The organism is Pseudomonas sp. O39 (genome assembly GCF_045447295.1).
Lineage (GTDB): Bacteria > Pseudomonadota > Gammaproteobacteria > Pseudomonadales > Pseudomonadaceae > Aquipseudomonas > Aquipseudomonas antarctica_A.
Window position 1 is genome coordinate 378,859 of the sequence record NZ_JBJGXV010000001.1, and the last position, 22,412, is coordinate 401,270.

Here is a 22,412-nt window from a genome sequence, read left to right on the forward strand (position 1 = left end):
TGTTAACTGACCCTCCGCATTCGCGAGCAAGCCCGCTCCCACACTTTTTACTGCGGTGCTTAGTCGAGCGCTTTCCAGATCTCGGTGGCGTATTCGCGGATCGTCCGGTCCGACGAGAACCAGCCCATGCGCGCCGTATTGAGCACCGCCGAACGCCACCACGCCTTCGAGTCGTGCCAATGCGCCTCGACACGCGCCTGGGCATCCCAGTAGGAGTCGAAGTCGGCACACACCAGGAAGCGGTCGTAGTCGATCAGGCCGTCGATCAAGCCCACATAACGGCCCGGATCATCCGGCGAGAACACCCCGCCGCGGATCGCTTGCAACACATCGTTGAGACGATGGGAGGCTGCCACTTCCGGCCCGGCGTGGAATTCACCAGCGTGCTTGCGGGCTTCCACTTGTTCGGCGCTGAGGCCGAAGATAAACATATGCTCGGCGCCCACGCGCTCGTGCATCTCCACGTTAGCGCCGTCCATGGTGCCGATGGTCAGCGCGCCATTGAGGCCGAACTTCATGTTACTGGTGCCCGAGGCCTCAAAACCGGCAGTGGAAATCTGCTCCGACAAGTCCGCCGCCGGAATGATGCTTTCCGCCAGGCTGACGTTGTAGTTGGGCAAGAACACTACCTTGAGCAAACCGCGCACGGTGGGGTCGTTGTTCACGGTGCGGGCGATGTCATTGGTCAGTTTGATGATCAACTTGGCCTGGTGATAACTCGCGGCCGCCTTGCCCGCGAAGATTTTCACGCGGGGCACCCAATCGGTGCCCGGCTCGGCGCGGATTGCCTGGTACAAGGCCACGGTGTGCAGCAGGTTCAGCAGTTGGCGTTTGTACTCGTGGATCCGCTTGACCTGCACATCGAACATCGCCGCCGGGTTCACCGAAATGCCCAGGCGCTCGTGGATGATCTCGGCCAGTGCGCGCTTGCTGTGCAGGCGCTGTTCGGCGAAGGCTTTGCGGAAAACCTGCTTCTCGGCGAAGGTTTCCAGCTCCGTCAGGCGGGTTTCCATGGTGTCGAGAATGTCCGGGCCCAAGGCTTCCACCAGCATCTCGGTAAGCTTGGGGTTGGCCTGGTACAGCCAGCGGCGGAAGGTGATGCCGTTGGTTTTGTTGTTGATGCGCTCCGGGTACAGCTTGTGCAGTTCGGAGAACACCGTGCTGCGCATCAGTTGGGTATGCAAACCGGACACGCCGTTGACGCTATGGGAGCCGAGGAACGCCAGGTTACCCATGCGCACGCGGCGGCCGTTGTCTTCTTCGATCAGCGACACCGCGCGCAGCACGTCGAAATCGTGGATGCCCTTGGCCCGCAGCGAGTCAATGTGCTGGGCGTTGATCAGGTAGATGATTTGCATGTGCCGCGGCAGCATGCGCTCCATCAGGCCGACAGGCCAGGTTTCCAACGCCTCCGGCAATAAGGTGTGGTTGGTGTAGGAAAGCGTTTCAACCGTCACGTCCCACGCGGCTTCCCACGGGATGTCGTGCAGGTCCACCAACTGGCGCATCAGCTCGGCCACGGCGATGGATGGGTGGGTGTCATTGAGCTGGATGGCAGCGTGCTCGCCCAGGCTGAGCACCGAGCCGTGCATGTTTTTGTGGCGGCGCAACAAGTCTTGCAGCGATGCGGAAACGAAGAAGTATTCCTGGCGCAGGCGCAGTTCCTGCCCTGCTTCGGTGCTGTCGGCCGGGTAAAGCACACGCGAGATGCTTTCGGCGCGGGCCACTTCGGCGACGGCGCCCAAGTGGTCACCGGCGTTGAAACGCTCCAGGTGCAGGTCCTCCACGGCCCGTGCACGCCACAGACGCAGGGTGTTCACGCTGGCGCCGCGCCAGCCGACCACCGGGGTGTCATAAGCAACGGCGCGCACGGTTTCGTTGGGCGTCCACACTTGGATGAGCTTGCCGGAGGCGTCCGGCAGGGTTTCGACGCTGCCGCCAAAACCGATCGGGTAAATCACTTCGGCCCGCTCAAACTCCCACGGGTTGCCGAAGTCCAGCCAGCGCTCGGTCTGCTCCTGTTGCCAGCCATCCACAATCGCCTGGCGGAACAAGCCGTGCTCATAGCGAATGCCGTAACCGTGGCCGGCAATGCCCAAGGTGGACATGCTTTCCATAAAGCAGGCCGCCAAGCGGCCAAGGCCGCCGTTGCCGAGCGCCGCATCGGGCTCCAGCAGGCGGATGCGTTCCAGGTCGACGCCCAGTTCGGACAGGGCTTCGCGCGCAATCTCCAACACGCCGAGGTTGCTCAGGCTGTCATAGAGCAAGCGGCCGATGAGGAATTCCAGGGAGAGGTAATAAACCCGCTTCTGGCCTTTGCGGTAAATACGTCGCGTATGGTCCATCCAGTGGTCGACCATCTGGTCGCGGGCGGCCAGGGCAATGGCTTCAAACCAGTCGTGGTCGAAGGCATGGTCGGGGTCTTTACCCACCGCGTAAGTGAGTTTGGTCAAGACAGCATCGCGGAATGCGGCTACCTCTGCTTCTCGTGCAAGCGGTTCCTGAGACATCGGTGCGACCTCGGGCGAGATTGAAGGAGTTGCTAGAGCCTAGTCGGTCTGACAGACGGTGAACGTGCTCGTTCGGCAGTTTTTTAACTCATTCACCTTTGCGGGAAATTGATGCAGGGGTCGTGCCCGATCGGTGGTTGAGCAGCCTTCGGGCTGAAAACCGCAAAATACTGTTCAAAAAATCATCAATCCCGGTATTATCGCGCGCCCAGATAGCGCCCCACCTTGGAACCCTGATGAAGCCTCAACTGATCGCCGCCGCGGAACTCGACCGTCTCGAGACTTGGCAGAAATATTCCGCCCACATGTGCGGTGGCTGCGTGTCCAGCTGTTGCACGCTGCCGGTTGAGGTGAAGATCAAGGACCTGATCCGCATTGGCATCGTCGATGAGTTCGAACGCGGCGACCCGCCGAAGAACATCGCCAAGCGTTTGCAGAAAGAAGGCATCGTCGAGCGCTACAACTCCAAATCCGAGATTTTTACCCTGCAGCGCATGAGCAACAACGATTGCCTGTACCTGGATCGTAAGACGCGCTTCTGCACTATTTATGACAAGCGCCCGGATACCTGCCGCAACCACCCGAAAATCGGCCCGCGCCCGGGGTATTGTGCGTACAAGCCGAAGGAAGTGGTGCGCGAAACCACGTTCAAGACGCTCGACAAGTTCTGATCCGGATTTTGTAGTGCCCTCAAGGGCCTCATCGCAGGCAAGCCAGCTCCCACATTTGAATGTATTCACAGATCCAAAATGTGGGAGCCGGGCTTGCCCGCGATGAGGCCGGCACAGTCACCACAAAAACTACAGGCATAAAAAAACGCCCCCGGCCTTTCGACCGGGGGCGTTTTTCATTCAGCCTGAGTTAACTCAGTTCTTGGCTTTCTCCCACATTTGAATGCATTCACAAATCCAAAATGTGGGAGCCGGGCTTGCCCGCGATGAGGCCGGCACAGTCACCACAAAAACTACAGGCATAAAAAAACGCCCCCGGCCTTTCGACCGGGGGCGTTTTTCATTCAGCCTGAGTTAACTCAGTTCTTGGCTTTCTTGGCAGCGCGGGTACGCTCGCCTTCGTCCAGGATCTTCTTACGCAGGCGGATCGACTTAGGCGTAACTTCGCACAGCTCGTCGTCCTGGATGAATTCCAGGGCTTGTTCCAGAGTGAACTTCACTGGTGGAACCAGAGCGATGGTTTCGTCTTTACCCGAAGCACGCATGTTGTCGAGCTTCTTGCCTTTGGTTGGGTTGACGCCCATGTCGTTGTCACGGCTGTTCAGACCAACGATCTGACCGTTGTAGATCTCTTGACCGTGCTCAACGAACAGCTTGCCACGCGCCTGCAGAGTTTCCAGGGAGTAGGTCAGTGCCTTACCGGTTTCTACCGATACCAGAACACCGTTCTGACGGCCGGACATGTCGCCGGACTTCATGGTGTCGTAGCGATCGAAGATCGAGGTCAGGATGCCAGCACCGTTGGTCAGGGTCAGGAACTGGTTACGGAAACCGATCAGACCACGAGCAGGGATGTTGTATTCCAGACGCACACGGCCTTTGCCATCCGGCACCATGTTGGTCAGGTCGCCGCGACGCAGGCCCATCTCTTCCATGACCTTGCCCTGGGATTCTTCCGGGGTGTCGATGGTCACGTCTTCAAACGGTTCCTGCTTCACGCCGTCAACCTGGCGGATGATCACTTCTGGACGACCAACGCCCATTTCGAAGCCTTCGCGACGCATGGTTTCGATCAGTACCGAGAGGTGCAGCTCACCACGGCCGGAAACCTTGAACTTGTCAGCCGAGTCGCCTTCTTCAACGCGCAGAGCAACGTTGTACAGCAGCTCTTTGTCCAGACGTTCCTTGATGTTACGGGAAGTCACGAACTTGCCTTCTTTACCGCAGAAAGGCGAGTCGTTTACCTGGAAGGTCATGGAAACGGTTGGCTCGTCAACGGTCAGAGGCTTCATCGCCTCGACAGTGTCCGGCTGGCACAGGGTGTCGGAGATGAACAGCGAGTCCATACCGCTTACGCACACGATGTCGCCTGCGAAAGCTTCTTCAACGTCAATACGGTGCAGACCGTGGTGACCCATCAGCTTCAGGATACGACCGTTACGCTTCTTGCCGTCAGCACCGATAGCCACAACCGGGGTGTTCGGCTTGACGCTACCACGAGCGATACGGCCAACGCCGATAACACCCAGGAAGCTGTTGTAGTCCAGTGCCGAGATTTGCATCTGGAACGGGCCTTCACGGTCAACCTTCGGTGGTGGAACGTGGTCAACGATCGCTTGGTACAGCGGGGTCATGTCTTCCGCCATGGCGGTGTGTTCCAGACCGGCAATACCGTTCAGGGCAGAGGCGTAGATCACTTGGAAATCAAGCTGCTCTTCGGTTGCACCCAGGTTGTCGAACAGGTCGAAAATCTGGTCCAGAACCCAGTCCGGACGTGCGCCTGGACGGTCAACCTTGTTGATGCACACGATCGGACGCAGGCCGGCTTCGAAAGCCTTCTTGGTCACGAAACGGGTTTGCGGCATAGGGCCGTCTTGAGCGTCAACCAGCAGCAGAACGGAGTCAACCATCGACATTACGCGTTCAACTTCGCCGCCGAAGTCGGCGTGGCCCGGGGTGTCCACGATGTTGATGTGGTAGCCGTTCCAGTTGATGGCGGTGTTTTTCGCCAGGATGGTAATACCGCGCTCTTTCTCCTGGTCGTTGGAGTCCATCACGCGCTCGTCGTTGAGCTCGTTGCGCTCCAGGGTGCCGGATTGACGCAAGAGTTTGTCTACCAGGGTGGTTTTACCATGGTCAACGTGAGCAATGATGGCGATGTTACGTAGATTTTCGATCACTTGTGTATCTCGATCAGAGGATTCGGTGTGCTGACAGGTCGTGGCAGCGATTAACAGTAGAGTCAGGCCTTGCCGTTACAGCTTGACGGCAGAGTCGGGGGGCCGGTGACGCAGGCCACAGGCAAACAGCCCCGGGCTCTTAGCTCGGTCGATAAACGCGCACATTGGCATGCCCCTCACTGAGCAAATGGTGGGCATGCAGGCGACTCATCACGCCTTTGTCGCAATACAGCAGGTACTGACGGCTGTTATCCAGTTCCTTGAAACGCGCGTTCAATGCGTAGAACGGCAGCGTTTGCACGTCGATGCCAGCGATTTCAAGCGGCTCATCTTCGGCGGCATCCGGGTGACGGATGTCGACGATAATCTGGCCGGCCAGGGCTTCGCTGACTTCTTCGATTTGCACGTCTTGGCCCAATTCTTCGATTACGCGATCGATCGGGACCATTTTAGCGTTCTCGAGCGCACGCTCCAGAATCGCCATGTCGAACTGTTGTTCTTCGTACTCCACGCGGTTGCGCTTGGCGTGGGTCTTGGGGTTCACCGAGATGACCCCGCAATATTCAGGCATGTGCTTGGCGAAATCCGCCGTGCCGATTTCTTCGGCCAGGTCGATGATGTCCTGCTTGTGACTGGCAATCAGCGGGCGCAGCACCAGCTTCTCGGTCACGCAGTCGATCAGCGACAGGTTCGGCAGCGTCTGGCTGGAGACCTGGGAGATCGCTTCACCGGTCACCAACGCGTCGATCTGCAACTGATCGGCGATTCGGGACGCAGCGCGCAACATCATACGCTTCAATACTACGCCCATATGACTGTTATCGACTTTGCCGAGAATTTCGCCCAGCACTTCCTCGAACGGCACGCTTACAAATAGCACGCGTTGGGAGCTGCCGTACTTCTTCCAGATAAAGTGCGCGACTTCCATCACGCCCAATTCATGTGCACGCCCGCCCAGATTAAAGAAGCAGAAGTGGCTCATCAGGCCGCGGCGCATGATCTGGTAGGCCGCTACCGTGGAATCGAAACCGCCGGACATGAGCACCAGGGTCTGTTCCAGGGCACCCAGCGGGTAGCCGCCGATGCTGTTGTGCTGGCTGTGAATCACAAACAACCGTTGGTCGCGAATTTCCATGCGCACTTCAATTTGCGGCGCTTTCAGGGAAATTCCGGCGGCGCCGCACTCGCGACGCAGCTTGCTGCCAACGTATTTCTCGACGTCCATGGAGCTGAAGGTGTGCTTGCCGGCGCGCTTGCAGCGCACCGAAAAAATCTTGCCTTCAAGCTCATTGCCAAAGTGCTGTTTGCACTTCTCGGTGATGTCGTCGAAGTCGCCCAGCGGGTACTCATCCACCTGCAGGAAATGCGCGATGCCCGGCATGCAGCTCAGGCGCTCGGTCATGTCCTTCAAGGCTTTGGCATCGGTGATACGGGTTTCCAGCTCGAGGTTGTCCCACACGCCATTCACCACCACAGCCGGGTCCAGGTCACGGAGCACGGCACGGATGTTCTTGGCCAACTGACGGATGAAACGCATCCGTACCGGTCGGCTTTTGATGGTGATTTCGGGGAACACTTTAACGATTAATTTCATGGAAACAGCGCGCGCCGGGCCTGCTGAAAAAGGGGGGCGCGGATTATAGCGGAAATCGCTCAAGGTTTAACCAGTTAATATGCATCACACGCAGCGCGCACCAAAACGGGTCATTTATGTGAATTAGCGCTACATTGCAGTGCGTGATTTATTCCGTTTCAGCGGATTGCACCGTTATAGGGGCGATTTTGAGGCAAAAAGGCCATGTTGGCGCACTGGCATGCAATTTGCTCTCTTGTGAGGCAGGTTGCCTTGGTCGAGTATTCGCGCCGGCATCACCCACATTCTAAGGGCTAACTCCACTATCCAGCCCGAAGCCACCCGGAGGACACCATGTCGAAGTCGGTTCAACTCATCAAAGATCATGACGTTAAATGGATAGATCTGCGCTTCACGGACACTAAAGGTACTCAGCACCACGTGACCATGCCGGCTCGCGACGCGCTGGATGATGCTTTCTTCGAAGAAGGCAAAATGTTCGACGGTTCCTCCATTGCCGGTTGGAAAGGCATCGAAGCTTCCGACATGATCCTGATGCCGGACGACAGCACTGCCGTTCTCGACCCGTTCACCGAAGACCCAACCCTGATCATCGTCTGCGACGTGATCGAGCCTTCGACCATGCAAGGCTACGACCGCGACCCACGTGCGATCGCCAAGCGCGCCGAGGAATACCTGAAGTCGACCGGTATCGGCGACACCGTATTCGTAGGTCCGGAGCCAGAATTCTTCATCTTTGATTCGGTCAAGTTCAAGTCCGACATCTCCGGCTCCATGTTCAAAATCTTCTCCGAACAGGGTTCGTGGATGTCCGACCAGGACATCGAAGGCGGCAACAAAGGCCACCGTCCAGGCATCAAAGGTGGCTACTTCCCGGTTCCGCCGTTCGACCACGACCACGAAATCCGTACCTCCATGTGCAACGCCATGGAAGAAATGGGCCTGGTCATCGAAGTTCACCACCACGAAGTGGCGACTGCGGGCCAGAACGAAATCGGCGTGAAGTTCAACACCCTGGTTGCCAAGGCTGACGAAGTTCAGACCCTGAAGTACTGCGTACACAACGTGGCTGATGCCTACGGCCGTACCGCTACTTTCATGCCTAAGCCGCTGTATGGCGATAACGGTTCGGGTATGCACGTTCACCTGTCCATCGCTAAAGATGGCAAGAACACATTCGCTGGCGAAGGTTATGCCGGCCTGTCCGACACTGCCCTGTACTTCATCGGCGGTATCATCAAGCACGGTAAGGCCCTGAACGGCTTCACCAACCCGTCGACCAACTCCTACAAGCGTCTGGTGCCAGGTTTCGAAGCACCGGTAATGCTGGCCTACTCGGCGCGTAACCGCTCCGCCTCGATCCGTATTCCTTACGTGTCCAGCCCGCGCGCTCGCCGTATCGAAGCTCGCTTCCCGGACCCGGCAGCCAACCCGTACCTGGCCTTCGCGGCCCTGGTCATGGCTGGCCTGGACGGTATCCAGAACAAGATCCACCCTGGCGACGCTGCCGACAAAAACTTGTACGACCTGCCGCCTGAAGAGGCCAAAGAGATCCCACAAGTGTGCGGCAGCCTGAAAGAAGCCCTGGAAGAGCTGGACAAGGGCCGCGCGTTCCTGACCAAAGGCGGCGTATTCAGCGACGACTTCATCGATGCCTACATCGAGCTGAAAAGCGAAGAAGAAATCAAAGTACGCACCTTCGTACACCCACTGGAATACGAGCTGTACTACAGCTGCTGATCCGGTAGCGCCGCTTAACGTGGCGTGACGAAAAGACCTCCTTCGGGAGGTCTTTTTTTTGCCTGGCGTTTAGCGAGCCGGGGCGTGGCGGTCGAGCATTTTTCCAACCATCAAGGTGCCGAGAGCACTGAGCTGATGAATCGCCAGTACGGTATCGCGGTGTTTGCCTTCCAGCGCCTCGGACAAATCAAGCAACAAGGTGCTGACTGAGGAGAAGGCTTCGAAGCTGTTGACCAGCAGGGACTCGTCATCGCTGCCGGGATCGACGGTGAAGACGGATGGAGGTGGATTTGGAGTTGGTTTGAACATGTCTTAACTTCCTCGAATGAGGCCGCCATCGACTCGCTACTAAACGATAGGGTGGCAGCTATGCGCAGGTTAGTAGACCGGGGAAGTTAAGCAAAAGCCGGCGCACCCGAAGGTGCCCTACGCACAGCCGCCATGAAGGTCGGAGTGGTACGACTTAACTTAACCCTCAGGCTACTAAACCTGATCGCTGATGAGCAGCGACCGAGCAACCTTAGAGACGACAAGCCAGCCGTACAAGCCGGCGGATTCTGGCTCACCTGTAGGCAAGCACGCAAGCTAAGGTAGCCTCTGGCTGACACCGGCCCCAACCTGCAAACCCAATCAAAATGTGGGAGCTGGCTTGCCTGCGATAGCATCAGCTGGGTATACCTGCTGTACCGAGTTGCCCGCATCGCAGGCAAGCCAGCTCCCACAGGAGATCCGCTTTGAAACATCGACTTGTATTCGCTTTGTTATTTATCAGCGCCAGTGCGAGCGCCGCGCCGCCCACGCTGGAGCCTCTGCTCAACAGCATCGCCGAACGCCTGGAGATTGCCGACCAGGTGGCCCTGAGCAAATGGGACAGCCACAAGCCCGTAGAGGACAAGAAGCGCGAAGAGGACGTGATCGCCAGCGTCGTCGCCCAGGCGCCTACTTACAAACTGGACCCCGCCGCCGCCGAGCAATTTTTCTCGGCACAGATCGAAGCCAATAAGTTGGTGCAATACACCCATCTATCCGACTGGCAGTTCCAAGGCAAAGCGCCCGACGACCCGCGCCCAGACCTGGTAAAGCAAATTCGCCCGCAACTGGACCAACTGCAAAAACGCCTGCTCCAGCAACTGGCTGACTTTACCCCCCAGCGCACCGACCCACAGTGCCCGCAGTGGCTGGCCACCGCCGTGCATGAGCCGCAGAATGATCCGCTGCGCCAACTGGCAATGATCCGCGCCACCGCCGAGCTGTGCATCTACAAAGGTTAAAGCCTGCAAACCCAATCAAAACTGTGGGAGCGGGCTTGCTCGCGAAGGCGGCGAATCAGTCGATACATGTGTTGACTGACACACCGCCTTCGCGAGCAAGCCCGCTCCCACATTTGGACTCGGTGGATTCAGTTGCGCCTTCCAAGCCTTCCTGAACAACTTTCACAAAACCGCACTATATTGGTGCGATAGCCTGCACGCTTCCCACCTGTCCAGCCCATTTTGGTTCGATTCTTCCCGAACAAGCTGGCAGAACGCCACAGTTTCGCGCCTTAAATGCCTATTTCAGGGCTTTAACGCTTCTTTTCGGAGCCTTGGTTTGGTTTTTGCATTTTCCTTGTATCAGCGTGTGCCTCAAGCCCGCGCCTTGCTCCAAAAGAGGTCCTGATGACCATTAGCGATGCACTGCACCGTTTGTTACTCGACAACCTGACCACCGCGACCATTCTGCTCAATGACGACCTGCGTCTTGAGTACATGAACCCGGCGGCGGAGATGCTCCTGGCCATCAGCGGCCAGCGCAGCCATGGGCAGTTCATCAGCGAATTGTTCACCGAGTCGGCCGAAGCCTTGAGCTCGTTGCGCCAGGCGGTGGAACAGGCACACCCGTTCACCAAGCGTGAAGCGATGCTCACCGCCCTTACCGGCCAGACGCTGACCGTCGACTACGCCGTGACCCCGATCCTGAGCAACGGCGCGACATTGCTGTTGCTCGAAGTGCACCCCCGCGACCGCTTGCTGCGCATCACCAAAGAAGAAGCGCAGCTGTCCAAGCAGGAAACCAGCAAGATGCTGGTGCGCGGCCTGGCCCATGAAATCAAGAACCCGCTGGGCGGGATTCGCGGCGCGGCGCAACTGCTCGCGCGCGAACTGCCGGAGGAGCACCTCAAGGACTACACCAACGTCATCATCGAGGAAGCCGACCGCCTGCGTAACCTGGTGGACCGCATGCTCGGCTCCAACAAGTTGCCATCGTTGGCCATGACCAACGTGCACGAGGTGCTGGAGCGCGTTTGCCAGTTGGTGGAAGCCGAAAGCCAGGGCTGCATCACCCTCGTACGCGACTACGACCCGAGCATTCCCGATGTATTGATCGACCGCGAGCAGATGATCCAGGCGGTGCTCAATATCGTGCGCAACGCTATGCAGGCCATCAGCAGCCAGAACGAGCTGCGCCTGGGCCGCATCAGCCTGCGCACCCGCGCCCTGCGCCAGTTCACGATCGGCCATGTGCGCCATCGCCTGGTGACCAAAGTCGAGATCATCGACAACGGCCCGGGCATACCTGCGGAATTGCAGGAAACCATCTTCTTTCCCATGGTCAGCGGCCGCCCGGACGGTACCGGGCTGGGCCTGGCCATTACCCAGAACATCATCAGCCAGCACCAGGGTTTGATCGAATGTGAAAGCCATCCTGGCCACACCACGTTCTCGATCTTTCTGCCTCTGGAACAAGGAGCCCCATCGACATGAGCCGTAGTGAAACCGTCTGGATCGTCGATGACGACCGTTCTATCCGCTGGGTCCTCGAGAAAGCCTTGCAACAGGAAGGCATGACCACCCAAAGCTTCGACAGCGCCGACGGGGTGATGAGCCGCCTGGCGCGTCAACAGCCGGACGTGATCATCTCCGACATCCGCATGCCCGGCGCCAGTGGCCTGGACTTGCTGGCGCGCATCCGCGAGCAGCACCCGCGCCTGCCGGTGATCATCATGACCGCCCACTCGGACCTGGACAGCGCTGTCGCGTCCTATCAGGGCGGCGCCTTTGAGTACCTGCCCAAGCCATTCGACGTGGACGAGGCGGTGGCGCTGGTCAAGCGCGCCAACCAGCACGCCCAGGAACAGCAGAACCAGGAAGTCCCTCCCGCCCTGACCCGCACCCCGGAAATCATCGGCGAAGCGCCGGCGATGCAGGAAGTGTTTCGCGCTATCGGGCGCTTGAGCCACTCCAACATCACCGTGTTGATCAACGGCGAGTCGGGTACCGGTAAAGAGCTTGTGGCTCATGCACTGCACCGTCACAGCCCACGGGCGGCCTCGCCGTTTATCGCGCTGAACATGGCGGCGATTCCCAAGGACTTGATGGAGTCCGAGCTGTTCGGCCATGAGAAAGGCGCGTTCACCGGCGCCGCCAACCTGCGGCGTGGCCGCTTTGAACAGGCGGACGGCGGCACGCTGTTCCTCGATGAAATCGGTGATATGCCGGCCGACACCCAAACTCGCTTGCTGCGCGTATTGGCCGACGGCGAGTTCTACCGCGTTGGCGGGCACACGCCGGTCAAGGTCGACGTGCGCATCATCGCGGCGACGCACCAGAACCTCGAAACCCTGGTGCACGCGGGCAAATTCCGTGAGGACTTGTTCCACCGTCTGAACGTGATCCGTATCCACATCCCACGTATGTCGGACCGCCGCGAAGACATCCCGACTCTCGCCCGCCACTTCCTCAGCCGCGCCGCCCAAGAGTTGGCCGTCGAGCCGAAGCTGCTCAAAAGCGAGACCGAGGAATACCTGAAGAACCTGCCATGGCCGGGCAACGTGCGCCAGCTGGAGAACACCTGCCGCTGGATCACGGTAATGGCATCCGGGCGTGAGGTGCATATCAGCGACCTGCCGCCGGAGCTGTTGAGCTTGCCGCAGGACTCGGCACCGGTAACCAACTGGGAGCAGGCGCTGCGCCAATGGGCCGACCAGGCCCTGGCACGCGGCCAGTCGAACCTGCTGGACAGCGCCGTACCGGCCTTCGAGCGAATCATGATCGAAACCGCCTTGAAGCACACCGCCGGCCGCCGCCGCGACGCCGCTGTGCTGCTCGGCTGGGGCCGCAATACCCTGACGCGCAAGATCAAGGAGCTGGGGATGAAGGTGGATGGCGGGGATGATGATGAGGGTGATGAGGCTTAACACCTCTTCCTGATCCACTGAAGATCCCCTGTGGGAGCGGGCTTGCTCGCGAAGGCGGTGTGTCAGTCAGCAGATGTATTGACTGACACACCGCCTTCGCGAGCAAGCCCGCTCCCACATTTGGATCTCCACAAAGTTCCAGGACTGTGCACCGCTTCAATGCACCATGAACTAGCATCGCGCACATCCAGCCAGCCTGAAACACCCGCCGAATCAAGAAAAAATCAAATCGCAAAAACACCAAAGCCCCGTATTCCGGGGCTTTGCGCATTCTGGAAATTTTTTTTGGCACACATTGCAAACTCTGGCACGCGCCCTGCAATAACCCTTGTACTACCCAGTTTCGGGGACCTTGGTACAGGCAGGCCGAGAATCCCCTCTTTACACCCGGGGTGCTTGATGCGAACTGCGTCGTGCCCCACACCCGTTTCGGGAACCTCGGTACAGGCAGGCCGAGAATCCCCTCTTTACACCCGGGGTGCTTGATGCGAACTGCGTCGTGCCCCACACCCGTTTCGGGAACCTCGGTACAGGCAGGCCGGGGATTCCCTCTTTAATACCGAAGCCTTGTAAGGCTTCACCCCGTTTTGGGAGCCCTGGTACAGGCAGGCCGGGAACTCCCTTCTTTACACCCGGGGCTTATGCGGCGCAGCGCCCATAGCCCCAGCCCGTTTTGGGAACCTTGGTACAGGCAGGCCGGGAATTCCCTCTTTTATTGCTCTCGGAGAAGGATCTCCAACCGCCAGCGGCCCTCGGCCTTCTCGCCTTTCCACTCCCCGCGCAACGGCCGAGCCGCCACCAGGTTCAGCAGCAAGCCGCCATCGGTCTTGCGGATGCGCCAATTCACATCGTTGTCATTGACCTTGAGTTGCCCGCTGGCGGCGTTGCCTTGCGCGTCGAACAGCAGCGCCACGGTGCCGTCGATATGTTCGCCGTGCAGCTTGGGCTCGCTGTTGAACCACACCACCACGCTGTCCGCAGCTGTCTCTACCTGCTGCAACTCAACCGGGTCGGGGGTGGTCAGGCGGCCGATCATCAGGCCGATCATCAAACCGACAATCACCAATGAGCCCATGACCTTCGGCAATAGCTTCGGTCTTGGGTCATCTTCGGGGGTAGAATGCAGCGCATCTTTGCCTTCGGAGCCGTGCATGTTTCACGTCATCCTTTTTCAACCAGAAATTCCGCCGAATACCGGCAACGTTATCAGGCTGTGCGCCAACAGTGGCTGCCACCTGCATTTGATCGAGCCCCTGGGCTTCGACATGGACGACAAGCGCCTGCGCCGCGCCGGGCTGGACTACCACGAGTACGCCACTCTCAAGCGCCACGCCGACCTCGCAAGCTGCCTGGAAAGCCTGGGCCACCCACGGCTGTTCGCGTTCACCACCAAGGGTTCGCGGCCATTTCACGATGCCAGCTTTGCCGAAGGCGACGCCTTCCTGTTCGGCCCGGAAAGCCGAGGCCTGCCGGCCGAGGTGCTCGACGCACTGCCCGAGGGCCATCGCCTGCGCTTGCCGATGCGCGAGGGCTGCCGCAGCTTGAACCTGTCCAACACCGTGGCTGTTGCCGTCTACGAAGGCTGGCGCCAGCTCGGTTTCAAATAACACCGCATAACAAATGTGGGAGGGGGCTTGCCCCCGATAGCAGTGGGTCAGCCAACACCTATTCAGCTGACACACCGCAATCGGGGGCAAGCCCCCTCCCACATTTTTAGCGCATCGACTTATTGAACGGTCGACGAACCTTCCTGTTGCATGCGCTGCAGCTCTTGAGCGTACAGGGCATCGAAGTTCACCGGAGCCAGCATCAGCGCAGGGAACGAGCCACGGGTGACCAGGCTGTCCAGGGTCTCACGGGCATACGGGAACAGGATGTTCGGGCAGAACGCACCCAGGGTGTGGCTCATGGACGCTTCGTCCAGGCCCTGGATCAGGAAGATACCAGCCTGTTGCACTTCAGCGATGAAAGCGACTTCTTCGCCGTTCTTGACGGTGACCGACAGGGTCAGCACGACTTCGTGGAAGTCGCCTTCCAGTGCCTTTTGACGGGTGTTCAGGTCCAGCGCAACGCTTGGCGTCCATTCCTGACGGAAGATGGCCGGGCTTTTCGGCGCTTCGAACGACAGGTCACGCACGTAGATCCGCTGCAGCGAGAATTGTGGGCCTTGCTCTTGCGCTGCTTCGGTGTTCTGTTGGTCAGTCATCGCAGATCCTTCTTGATCTTGGGGTCTTTTAGGGTTTTGGAGTCAGACGAGCAGCAGCGCATCGAGTTTACCGGCGCGCTCCAGAGCGAACAGGTCATCGCACCCACCGACATGCTTGGCGCCGATCCAGATCTGCGGCACGGAAGTGCGTCCCGCTTTTTTGGTCATCTCGGCGCGCACCTGCGGCTTGCCGTCGACCTTGATCTCTTCGAAGGCAATGCCCTTTTTCTCAAGCAGGGCCTTGGCCCGAATGCAGTAGGGGCAATAATCGCTGGAATACACGACAACCTGGCTCATATCACTTCACCAGCGGCAGGTTATCGGCCTTCCAGCTGCCGATACCACCGGACAGTTTGGCGGCGGTGAAACCGGCCTTGAGCATCTCGCGGGCGTGGGTGCCGGCGTGCTGGCCTTGGGCGTCGACCAGAATAATGGTCTTGGCTTTGTATTTTTCCAGCTCGGCCAGGCGTGCGATCAGCTTGTCCTGTGGAATGTTCAGTGCGCCGACGATATGACCGGCAGCGAAATCCTTGACCGGGCGAATATCCACGACAACGGCCTCATCCTTGTTGACCAGCGCGGTCAGCTCCGACGTGCTCAGGCTGCGGCCACCGCGGCTCATTTCATGAGCGATCAGCAGCGCCAGCAGGATGACGAAGGCACCCGCGAGCAGGTAGTGGGCAGTGGCAAATGCAATCAGGTGATCAACCATCAAGGAGGTTCCAGGGCGTTAAAATGGCGGTAAGTATACACAGCCGTCAGGGGCGGCCAACCCCCGTAAAGCGGTGACGTGGTCGGAACTTCGCTTTAAACTGCTACTCCCTTTTAGATTGCCTTCCTTTATTACCGCCGCGAGAGGATCTATGACTACTACGCCTAAACCTTTGGTCCTGATAATTCTCGATGGCTTCGGACACAGTGAAAGCCACCACGACAACGCCGTGTACTCGGCCAACAAGCCGGTACTGGACCGCCTGACCGCCACCGTACCCAACGGCCTGATCTCCGGTTCCGGCATGGACGTGGGTCTGCCGGACGGCCAGATGGGTAACTCGGAAGTCGGCCACATGAACCTCGGCGCCGGACGAGTGGTATACCAAGACTTCACACGCGTGACCAAATCGATCCGCGACGGCGAGTTCTTCGAGAACCCGACCATCTGCGCGCCGGTGGATAAAGCAGTCGCAGCCGGCAAGGCCGTGCACTTCATGGGCCTGTTGTCCGACGGCGGCGTTCACAGCCACCAGGACCACCTGGTCGCCATGGCCGAGCTGGCCTTCAAGCGCGGCGCAGACAAGATTTACCTGCACGCCTTCCTCGACGGCCGCGACACCCCGCCCAAAAGCGCGCAATCGTCCATCGAACTGCTCGACGCCACCTTCGCCGCACTCGGCAAGGGCCGTATCGCCAGCCTGGTCGGCCGTTACTTCGCCATGGACCGCGACAACCGTTGGGACCGCGTCTCCCAGGCTTACAACCTGATCGTCGACGGCCAGGCCGAATTCAACGCCGCCACCGCCCAGGAAGGCCTGGAAGCCGCCTACGCGCGTGGCGAGAGCGATGAGTTCGTCAAAGCCACCACCCTCGGCGAGCCGGTCAAGGTCGAAGACGGCGATGCCGTGGTGTTCATGAACTTCCGCGCCGACCGTGCCCGCGAACTGAGCCACGTGTTCGTCGATGCCAGCTTCAAAGACTTCGAGCGCGCCCGCCAGCCGAAGGTCGAGTTCGTCATGCTCACCCAATACGCCGCCAATATCCCGGCCCCGGCGGCTTTTGCCCCGGGTAGCCTGGAAAACGTGCTGGGCGATTACCTGGCGAAAAACGGCAAGACTCAGCTGCGCATCGCCGAAACCGAGAAATACGCGCACGTGACCTTCTTCTTCTCCGGCGGCCGTGAAGAACCGTTCCCGGGCGAAGAGCGCATCCTGATCCCATCGCCAAAAGTCGCCACCTACGACCTGCAGCCGGAAATGAGCGCGCCGGAAGTCACCGACAAGATCGTCGATGCCATCGAACACCAGCGTTACGACGTGATCGTGGTCAACTACGCCAACGGCGACATGGTCGGCCACAGTGGCAATCTGCAAGCGGCTGTAAAAGCAGTGGAATGCCTGGACCTGTGCGTCGGCCGTATCGTCGACGCCCTGGAGAAAGTCGGCGGCGAGGCACTGATCACCGCCGACCACGGCAACTGCGAGCAGATGTCCGACGAATCCACCGGCCAGGCCCATACCGCCCACACCACCGAGCCGGTGCCGTTCATCTACGTTGGCAAGCGCGACTTCAACGTGCGGCACGGCGGCGTGCTGGCAGATGTGGCGCCAACCATGTTGATGCTCATGGGGCTGGAGAAGCCGAAAGAGATGACCGGCACTTCAATCCTGGTCTGACGGTAAAACACACCGCAAAACCTTGTGGGAGGGGGCTTGCTCCCGAAAGCGGTGGATCAGTCGACATCTATTTGACTGACTCACCGCCTTCGGGGGCATGCCCCCTCCCACATTTGATCTCCAGCGTTTGGCAGATGTCTTTTTGCCATAAGCCCGCCACTCGGCACCTATCTTGCCTTCCAGCCCGAATTGGGCGTTTTTTTTGCGGCGCTTGGCGGGCATACTAGGCCGTCCCTTTCCCTGGTGTCGCCCGCCTCTATGCTTCGCGCCTTGATTACCCTCGCTCTAGTCTGCCTGCTCCAACCGGCGTTTGCCGATGAGCGCGCACAAACCCAACAACAGTTGGACGCTACGCGTCAGGACATTACCGAGCTTAAAAAGCTGCTCGGCAAGCTCCAGGAAGAGAAATCCGGGGTGCAGAAAGACCTGCGCGGCACGGAAACCGAGATGGGCAAGCTGGAGAAGCAGGTCCAGGAGCTACAAAAAGAATTAAAGAAGAGCGAGTCGGAACTGGAGCGACTCGACGCTGAGAAAAAAAAACTCCAGAGCGCACGCGTTGAACAGCAACGCCTGATCGCGATCCAGGCCCGCGCCGCTTACCAGAGCGGCCGCCAGGAATACCTCAAGCTGCTGCTCAACCAGCAGAACCCGGAAAAATTCGCGCGCACACTCACCTATTACGACTACCTGAGCAAGGCACGCCTGGCGCAATTGAAGGGTTTTAACGAAACCCTGCGGCAACTGGCCAACGTCGAACAGGAAATAGCCGACCAGCAGTCGCAATTGCTCGACCAGAAGACCGCCCTCGACACCCAGCGCGATCAGTTGGACAAAGTGCGCAAGGAACGCCAGCAGGCCCTGGCCAAGCTTAATGACGATGTAAAAGCCCGCGACGCCAAGCTGCAAGCCCGCGAGCAAGACCAGGCCGACCTGGGCAAAGTCCTCAAAACCATCGAAGAAACACTGGCCCGCCAGGCACGTGAGGCCGAAGAAGCGCGGCAAAAAGCGCTGATAGCCCAGCAGGAAGCGGAAAAAAAGCGCCAGCGTGAGGCCGAGCTGGCCGCCACGAGCGACGCACCAGCGCCGCGTAAACCGGCGCATGCAGCCCCTGGCCCAGTGGTTTCCAGCAGCGGCGAGTCTTTTGGCGGACCTTTTGCTTCAGCCCGTGGAAAACTTCCATGGCCTGTTGATGGTCGACTACTGGCACGCTTCGGTGAAACCCGTGGCGATGACACCCGCGCCAAGTGGGATGGCGTGATGATCAGTGCTGCCGCCGGTAGCCAGGTCCACGCCGTCCACGGTGGGCGTGTGGTGTTTGCCGATTGGTTGCGAGGCGCCGGTTTGCTGGTGATTCTTGACCACGGTAATGGCTATTTGAGCCTTTACGGCCACAATCAGACTTTACTCAAGTCGGCAGGTGATGTTGTAAAAGCCGGTGAATCCATCTCCACTGTCGGTAACAGTGGCGGCCAGGACACTCCGGCGCTGTACTTCGCTATTCGTCAGCAGGGCCGCCCGAGCGACCCTGCACAATGGTGCCGTTCCCAAGGATAGGGCCGCATCTACATTAGGAGTTCGTTCGACATGCTGCATTTGTCCCGCCTCACTTCGCTGGCCCTGACGATCGCCCTGGTGATCGGCGCGCCTCTGGCTTTTGCCGACCAGGCTGCACCGGCTGCACAAGCTGCCACAGCCGCGACCACCAAGGCGCCGCTGCCGCTGGACGAGCTGCGCACCTTTGCCGAGGTCATGGACCGGATCAAGGCAGCCTATGTCGAACCCGTAGACGACAAGACCCTGCTGGAAAATGCCATCAAGGGCATGCTCAGCAACCTCGACCCGCACTCCGCTTACCTGGGCCCGGAAGATTTCGCCGAGCTGCAGGAAAGCACCAGCGGTGAGTTCGGTGGCCTGGGCATCGAAGTCGGCTCTGAAGACGGCCAGATCAAAGTGGTCTCGCCGATCGACGACACTCCGGCGTCCAAGGCCGGCATCCAGGCCGGCGACTTGATCGTGAAGATCAACGGCCAGCCGACCCGTGGCCAGAGCATGACCGAAGCCGTCGACAAGATGCGCGGCAAGCTCGGCCAGAAAATCACCCTGACCCTGGTGCGCGATGGCGGCAACCCGTTTGACGTGACCCTGGCCCGCGCGACCATCACGGTCAAAAGCGTGAAGAGCCAGCTGCTGGAGTCGGGCTACGGCTATATCCGTATCACCCAGTTCCAGGTCAAGACCGGCGACGAAGTGGCCAAGGCCCTGGCAAAGCTGCGTAAAGACAACGGCAAGAAGCTCAACGGCATCGTCCTCGACCTGCGTAACAACCCGGGCGGCGTGCTGCAGTCTGCAGTGGAAGTGGTCGACCACTTCATCACCAAAGGCCTGATCGTCTACACCAAGGGCCGTATCGCCAACTCCGAACTGCGCTTCTCGGCCACCGGCAATGACCTCAGCGAAAACGTGCCGCTGGCTGTGCTGATCAACGGCGGCAGCGCCTCGGCGTCGGAAATCGTCGCCGGCGCCCTGCAAGACCAGAAGCGCGGCGTGCTGATGGGCACCACCAGTTTCGGCAAAGGCTCGGTGCAAACCGTGTTGCCGCTGAACAACGATCGCGCATTGAAGATCACCACGGCGCTGTACTACACGCCGAACGGTCGCTCGATCCAGGCCCAGGGCATTGTGCCGGACATCGAAGTACGCAAAGCCAAGATCACCAACGAGATCGACAGCGAGTACTACAAAGAGGCGGACCTGCAAGGTCACCTGGGCAATGGCAACGGCGGCGCCGACCAGCCGACCGGCAGCGGCGCCAAAGCCAAGCCGATGCCACAGGACGATGATTACCAACTGGCCCAGGCACTGAGCCTGCTTAAAGGCCTGAGCATTACGCGCAGCCGTTGATATGCGTTTTGCCCTGATCATCGCTGTGCTGTGCAGCCTGGCCGGAGTCGCCCATGCGACTCCGGCCGAAGAGCCTCGCAAAGCCTACCTGACCCTCATCATCGACGACCTGGGGCAAAACCTGCCCCGGGATCGTCGCGTGCTCGCCCTGCCCGGGCCGGTGACCACGGCGATCATGCCCGACACACCCCACGCCGCCGAATTCGCTCGCGAGGCGCACAAGGCCGGCAAAATCGTGATCCTGCACATGCCCATGGACCCGGCCACCGGCCCATTTGCCTGGCACCCTGACCTGCCCATCGAAGAACTCGGCAAGCGCCTGGACGCCGCCTTCAAGGCTGTGCCTTACACCGCCGGCATCAACAACCACATGGGCAGCCGCATGACCGCCCAGCCTGCCGCCATGGCCTGGCTGATGGCCGAGCTGCAACGGCGTAACAAGTTCTTTGTCGACAGCCGCACCAGCGCACAAACCGTCGCGGCCGCCGAAGCACAGAAGATCGGCCTGGCCCATGTCTCGCGGGATGTATTCCTCGATGACGAACGCACCGAAGCGGCGATTACCACGCAGCTGCAAACCGCGATCAAGCTGGCGCACAAACAGGGTTCAGCGGTGATGATCGGCCATCCTTATCCACAGACCCTGGCCGTGCTTGAGCGCGAGTTGCCCAAGCTCAAGGCCCAAGGCGTCGACTGGATTGATATCAAGTTGATGATCAGCGTACGCAGCAACCAGGCCATGAGTGCCCACGGCAAAAACGGCATCTACCGTTAGATACGACGGCGAAGAACCAAAGTGGGAGCGGGCTTGCTCGCGAAAGCGGTGCATCAGTCAGCAGATTTAGTGACTGACACAGCGCTTTCGCGAGCAAGCCCGCTCCCACATTTTTGACCGTGTGTATCCAGAGGCTGACGACCGTCGCATGGCCATCCTGCTGATTGCCGTGCACGACAGGGCTGTATTTGAAATGCAGTCAACCCTGTGGGAGCTGGCTTGCCTGCGATGGCGGTGGGTCAGCCGACATATTTGTCACTGAAAGAGCGCCATCGCAGGCAAGCCCGCTCCCACATTTTTGACCCGTGTGTATCCAGAGGCGACGACCGTCGCATTGCCATCCTGCTGATTGCCGCGCACGACAGGGCTGTATCTGGAATGCAGTCAAACCTGTGGGAGCGGGCTTGCTCGCGAAAGCGGTGGGTCAGCTGGCATATTTGTCACTCAAAGACCGCTATCGCAGGCAAGCCAGCTCCCACAATTGCCTCCTGCCAGTTACAGGTAACGGGCCATGATCTCATCAACCACGCCATCTTTACGCAGTTGGTCCAGCGCGGCCTGAAGCTTGGCCACCAACTCGTCCGGTACGTCCTTGTTCAATGCGAGGTAGAGCTGGGCGCTGTTGAAGCGCAGGACCGTCTTCAACCCCGTCACCCCCACCTGGCGCGCCAAATAACGCCCGGCCGGGTCACCGGTGGCCCACAGGTCGATCTGGCCGTCCATGAGCTTTTTCGCGTTGTCCTGGTCGCGTAACACCACCAGTGGGTTGAGGCCCTGCTTTTCCAGGGACTCGGCAATGGCATCGCCCTTGTATGCGCCGATCTTGTAGCGGCGCGCGTGCTCGAGGTCGTCCAGTTGAATCTTGCTGTCGGCTTTGGCCAGCATCACCCAATCGTCCGGGCCGATAGGGCCGACCCATTTGAACAGGGCTTCCCGGTCCGGTAGGCGGGCCATGACGAAGACGCCGTAGCCAGGCTTTTCCAGGGCGAGTTTGTAGATTCGCTCCCAAGGAAAGCGCAGGGTGAGGTTGTAGGAAATGCCGGCGCGCTTGAAAGTCTCCCGCACCACGTCCACAGCGATGCCTTCGATGTTCTCGTCTTTGGCGAAGTTCTTGCCGTTTTTCGCCATGTTGTAAGGCGGGAAATTTTCCGTCAGCAACACCAGGGAGGCGTCGGACGGTTCTTCGGCGTGGGCAGCACCGGCGATGAGCACGGAGGTACTGGCGAGAGCGAGCAGCAGGGTCTTGAACATGAAGGCTACCGGAATCC

Annotated in this window: 19 protein-coding genes; 10 read left to right on the forward strand and 9 right to left on the reverse strand. The window is 59.6% G+C overall.

The window, feature by feature from the left end; genetic code table 11:
• Positions 1 to 59: 59 nt before the first annotated feature.
• A complete protein-coding gene (locus ACI77D_RS01610; RefSeq protein ID WP_064450262.1) occupies positions 60 to 2,510 on the reverse strand; it encodes a glycogen/starch/alpha-glucan phosphorylase in 2,451 nt (816 codons plus the stop codon).
• 236 nt (positions 2,511 to 2,746) lie between these two features.
• On the opposite strand from ACI77D_RS01610, the gene ACI77D_RS01615 reads away from it, so the two are divergent.
• Positions 2,747 to 3,181, forward strand: coding sequence for a YkgJ family cysteine cluster protein (locus tag ACI77D_RS01615; RefSeq protein WP_064450261.1), 435 nt, complete (start codon positions 2,747 to 2,749; stop codon positions 3,179 to 3,181).
• A 359-nt stretch (positions 3,182 to 3,540) separates the two neighbouring features.
• Here the strand turns inward: ACI77D_RS01615 and typA are convergent, their stop codons facing one another.
• The gene (gene typA / locus ACI77D_RS01620) at positions 3,541 to 5,361 is read right to left on the reverse strand and encodes a translational GTPase TypA (protein ID WP_064450260.1); all 1,821 of its coding nucleotides are present in this window, start codon (positions 5,359 to 5,361) and stop codon (positions 3,541 to 3,543) included.
• A gap of 139 nt (positions 5,362 to 5,500) precedes the next feature.
• On the reverse strand, positions 5,501 to 6,955 hold the full coding sequence (gene thiI / locus ACI77D_RS01625) for a tRNA uracil 4-sulfurtransferase ThiI (protein ID WP_064450259.1): 1,455 nt from the start codon (positions 6,953 to 6,955) through the stop codon (positions 5,501 to 5,503).
• Positions 6,956 to 7,288: 333 nt separating this feature from the next.
• On the opposite strand from thiI, the gene glnA reads away from it, so the two are divergent.
• Positions 7,289 to 8,695 (forward strand): glutamate--ammonia ligase, encoded by a 1,407-nt coding sequence (glnA, locus tag ACI77D_RS01630; protein ID WP_017138628.1) that lies wholly within the window; start codon positions 7,289 to 7,291, stop codon positions 8,693 to 8,695.
• 69 nt (positions 8,696 to 8,764) lie between these two features.
• Here glnA and ACI77D_RS01635 read toward each other — a convergent pair whose 3' ends face one another.
• Positions 8,765 to 9,004, reverse strand: coding sequence for a DUF6124 family protein (locus ACI77D_RS01635; RefSeq protein WP_128589494.1), 240 nt, complete (start codon positions 9,002 to 9,004; stop codon positions 8,765 to 8,767).
• A 425-nt stretch (positions 9,005 to 9,429) separates the two neighbouring features.
• On the opposite strand from ACI77D_RS01635, the gene ACI77D_RS01640 reads away from it, so the two are divergent.
• The 3 genes from ACI77D_RS01640 (at position 9,430) to ntrC (ending at position 12,872) form a co-directional block, all read left to right on the forward strand.
• Entirely contained in the window at positions 9,430 to 9,966 is a 537-nt protein-coding gene (locus tag ACI77D_RS01640) for a chorismate mutase (RefSeq protein ID WP_407015930.1), read from the forward strand.
• Between the two features lie 387 nt (positions 9,967 to 10,353).
• The gene (glnL, locus tag ACI77D_RS01645; RefSeq protein WP_056860661.1) at positions 10,354 to 11,439 is read left to right on the forward strand and encodes a nitrogen regulation protein NR(II); all 1,086 of its coding nucleotides are present in this window, start codon (positions 10,354 to 10,356) and stop codon (positions 11,437 to 11,439) included.
• Positions 11,436 to 12,872 (forward strand): nitrogen regulation protein NR(I), encoded by a 1,437-nt coding sequence (gene ntrC / locus ACI77D_RS01650; protein WP_407015931.1) that lies wholly within the window; start codon positions 11,436 to 11,438, stop codon positions 12,870 to 12,872. The genes glnL and ntrC overlap by 4 nt, the downstream gene beginning before the upstream one ends.
• 712 nt (positions 12,873 to 13,584) lie before the next feature.
• On the opposite strand, the gene ACI77D_RS01655 is transcribed toward ntrC, so the two are convergent.
• On the reverse strand, positions 13,585 to 14,025 hold the full coding sequence (locus ACI77D_RS01655; protein ID WP_407015932.1) for a hypothetical protein: 441 nt from the start codon (positions 14,023 to 14,025) through the stop codon (positions 13,585 to 13,587).
• On the opposite strand from ACI77D_RS01655, the gene ACI77D_RS01660 reads away from it, so the two are divergent.
• Positions 14,024 to 14,479: a tRNA (cytidine(34)-2'-O)-methyltransferase gene (locus ACI77D_RS01660; protein WP_065930799.1), complete on the forward strand. Its 456-nt coding sequence runs from the start codon at positions 14,024 to 14,026 to the stop codon at positions 14,477 to 14,479. The two genes, ACI77D_RS01655 and ACI77D_RS01660, sit on opposite strands and share 2 nt — an antisense overlap.
• Before the next feature lie 119 nt (positions 14,480 to 14,598).
• On the opposite strand, the gene secB is transcribed toward ACI77D_RS01660, so the two are convergent.
• Genes secB through ACI77D_RS01675 form a run of 3 tightly spaced genes read right to left on the reverse strand, consistent with a single transcriptional unit; the run spans position 14,599 to position 15,790 of the window.
• Positions 14,599 to 15,078, reverse strand: a complete 480-nt coding sequence (gene secB / locus ACI77D_RS01665; protein ID WP_064450254.1) for a protein-export chaperone SecB — start codon at positions 15,076 to 15,078, stop codon at positions 14,599 to 14,601.
• Between the two features lie 42 nt (positions 15,079 to 15,120).
• The gene (grxC, locus tag ACI77D_RS01670; RefSeq protein WP_064450253.1) at positions 15,121 to 15,375 is read right to left on the reverse strand and encodes a glutaredoxin 3; all 255 of its coding nucleotides are present in this window, start codon (positions 15,373 to 15,375) and stop codon (positions 15,121 to 15,123) included.
• A gap of 1 nt (position 15,376) precedes the next feature.
• On the reverse strand, positions 15,377 to 15,790 hold the full coding sequence (locus ACI77D_RS01675) for a rhodanese-like domain-containing protein (protein WP_064450252.1): 414 nt from the start codon (positions 15,788 to 15,790) through the stop codon (positions 15,377 to 15,379).
• A gap of 151 nt (positions 15,791 to 15,941) precedes the next feature.
• Here ACI77D_RS01675 and gpmI point away from each other — a divergent pair, with 151 nt between their 5' ends.
• From gpmI to ACI77D_RS01695, 4 genes are all read left to right on the forward strand, one after another.
• Positions 15,942 to 17,468 (forward strand): 2,3-bisphosphoglycerate-independent phosphoglycerate mutase, encoded by a 1,527-nt coding sequence (gpmI, locus tag ACI77D_RS01680; RefSeq protein WP_407015933.1) that lies wholly within the window; start codon positions 15,942 to 15,944, stop codon positions 17,466 to 17,468.
• A gap of 258 nt (positions 17,469 to 17,726) precedes the next feature.
• Positions 17,727 to 19,022 (forward strand): murein hydrolase activator EnvC, encoded by a 1,296-nt coding sequence (locus ACI77D_RS01685; RefSeq protein ID WP_064450250.1) that lies wholly within the window; start codon positions 17,727 to 17,729, stop codon positions 19,020 to 19,022.
• Positions 19,023 to 19,052: 30 nt separating this feature from the next.
• Positions 19,053 to 20,369, forward strand: coding sequence for a S41 family peptidase (locus tag ACI77D_RS01690; protein WP_064450249.1), 1,317 nt, complete (start codon positions 19,053 to 19,055; stop codon positions 20,367 to 20,369).
• A gap of 1 nt (position 20,370) precedes the next feature.
• A complete protein-coding gene (locus ACI77D_RS01695; protein ID WP_064450248.1) occupies positions 20,371 to 21,144 on the forward strand; it encodes a divergent polysaccharide deacetylase family protein in 774 nt (257 codons plus the stop codon).
• 495 nt (positions 21,145 to 21,639) lie between these two features.
• Here the strand turns inward: ACI77D_RS01695 and ACI77D_RS01700 are convergent, their stop codons facing one another.
• Positions 21,640 to 22,395 carry an ABC transporter substrate-binding protein gene (locus ACI77D_RS01700; protein WP_064450247.1) on the reverse strand — a complete coding sequence of 252 codons (756 nt, stop codon included), beginning with the start codon at positions 22,393 to 22,395 and terminating at the stop codon, positions 21,640 to 21,642.
• Positions 22,396 to 22,412 lie beyond the last annotated feature (17 nt).

What these genes read in the sequence shown, in the direction of transcription:
- ACI77D_RS01690 (WP_064450249.1), top strand. Translation starts at nt 19,053, where the DNA reads ATGCTGCATTTGTCCCGCCTCACTTCGCTGGCCCTGACGATCGCCCTG.
- ACI77D_RS01635 (WP_128589494.1), bottom strand. Translation starts at nt 9,004, where the DNA reads ATGTTCAAACCAACTCCAAATCCACCTCCATCCGTCTTCACCGTCGAT.
- glnL (WP_056860661.1), top strand. Translation starts at nt 10,354, where the DNA reads ATGACCATTAGCGATGCACTGCACCGTTTGTTACTCGACAACCTGACC.
- ACI77D_RS01700 (WP_064450247.1), bottom strand. Translation starts at nt 22,395, where the DNA reads ATGTTCAAGACCCTGCTGCTCGCTCTCGCCAGTACCTCCGTGCTCATC.
- thiI (WP_064450259.1), bottom strand. Translation starts at nt 6,955, where the DNA reads ATGAAATTAATCGTTAAAGTGTTCCCCGAAATCACCATCAAAAGCCGA.
- ACI77D_RS01655 (WP_407015932.1), bottom strand. Translation starts at nt 14,025, where the DNA reads ATGCACGGCTCCGAAGGCAAAGATGCGCTGCATTCTACCCCCGAAGAT.
- ACI77D_RS01615 (WP_064450261.1), top strand. Translation starts at nt 2,747, where the DNA reads ATGAAGCCTCAACTGATCGCCGCCGCGGAACTCGACCGTCTCGAGACT.
- gpmI (WP_407015933.1), top strand. Translation starts at nt 15,942, where the DNA reads ATGACTACTACGCCTAAACCTTTGGTCCTGATAATTCTCGATGGCTTC.
- ntrC (WP_407015931.1), top strand. Translation starts at nt 11,436, where the DNA reads ATGAGCCGTAGTGAAACCGTCTGGATCGTCGATGACGACCGTTCTATC.
- grxC (WP_064450253.1), bottom strand. Translation starts at nt 15,375, where the DNA reads ATGAGCCAGGTTGTCGTGTATTCCAGCGATTATTGCCCCTACTGCATT.
- secB (WP_064450254.1), bottom strand. Translation starts at nt 15,078, where the DNA reads ATGACTGACCAACAGAACACCGAAGCAGCGCAAGAGCAAGGCCCACAA.
- ACI77D_RS01675 (WP_064450252.1), bottom strand. Translation starts at nt 15,790, where the DNA reads ATGGTTGATCACCTGATTGCATTTGCCACTGCCCACTACCTGCTCGCG.
- glnA (WP_017138628.1), top strand. Translation starts at nt 7,289, where the DNA reads ATGTCGAAGTCGGTTCAACTCATCAAAGATCATGACGTTAAATGGATA.
- ACI77D_RS01660 (WP_065930799.1), top strand. Translation starts at nt 14,024, where the DNA reads ATGTTTCACGTCATCCTTTTTCAACCAGAAATTCCGCCGAATACCGGC.
- ACI77D_RS01685 (WP_064450250.1), top strand. Translation starts at nt 17,727, where the DNA reads ATGCTTCGCGCCTTGATTACCCTCGCTCTAGTCTGCCTGCTCCAACCG.
- ACI77D_RS01610 (WP_064450262.1), bottom strand. Translation starts at nt 2,510, where the DNA reads ATGTCTCAGGAACCGCTTGCACGAGAAGCAGAGGTAGCCGCATTCCGC.
- ACI77D_RS01695 (WP_064450248.1), top strand. Translation starts at nt 20,371, where the DNA reads ATGCGTTTTGCCCTGATCATCGCTGTGCTGTGCAGCCTGGCCGGAGTC.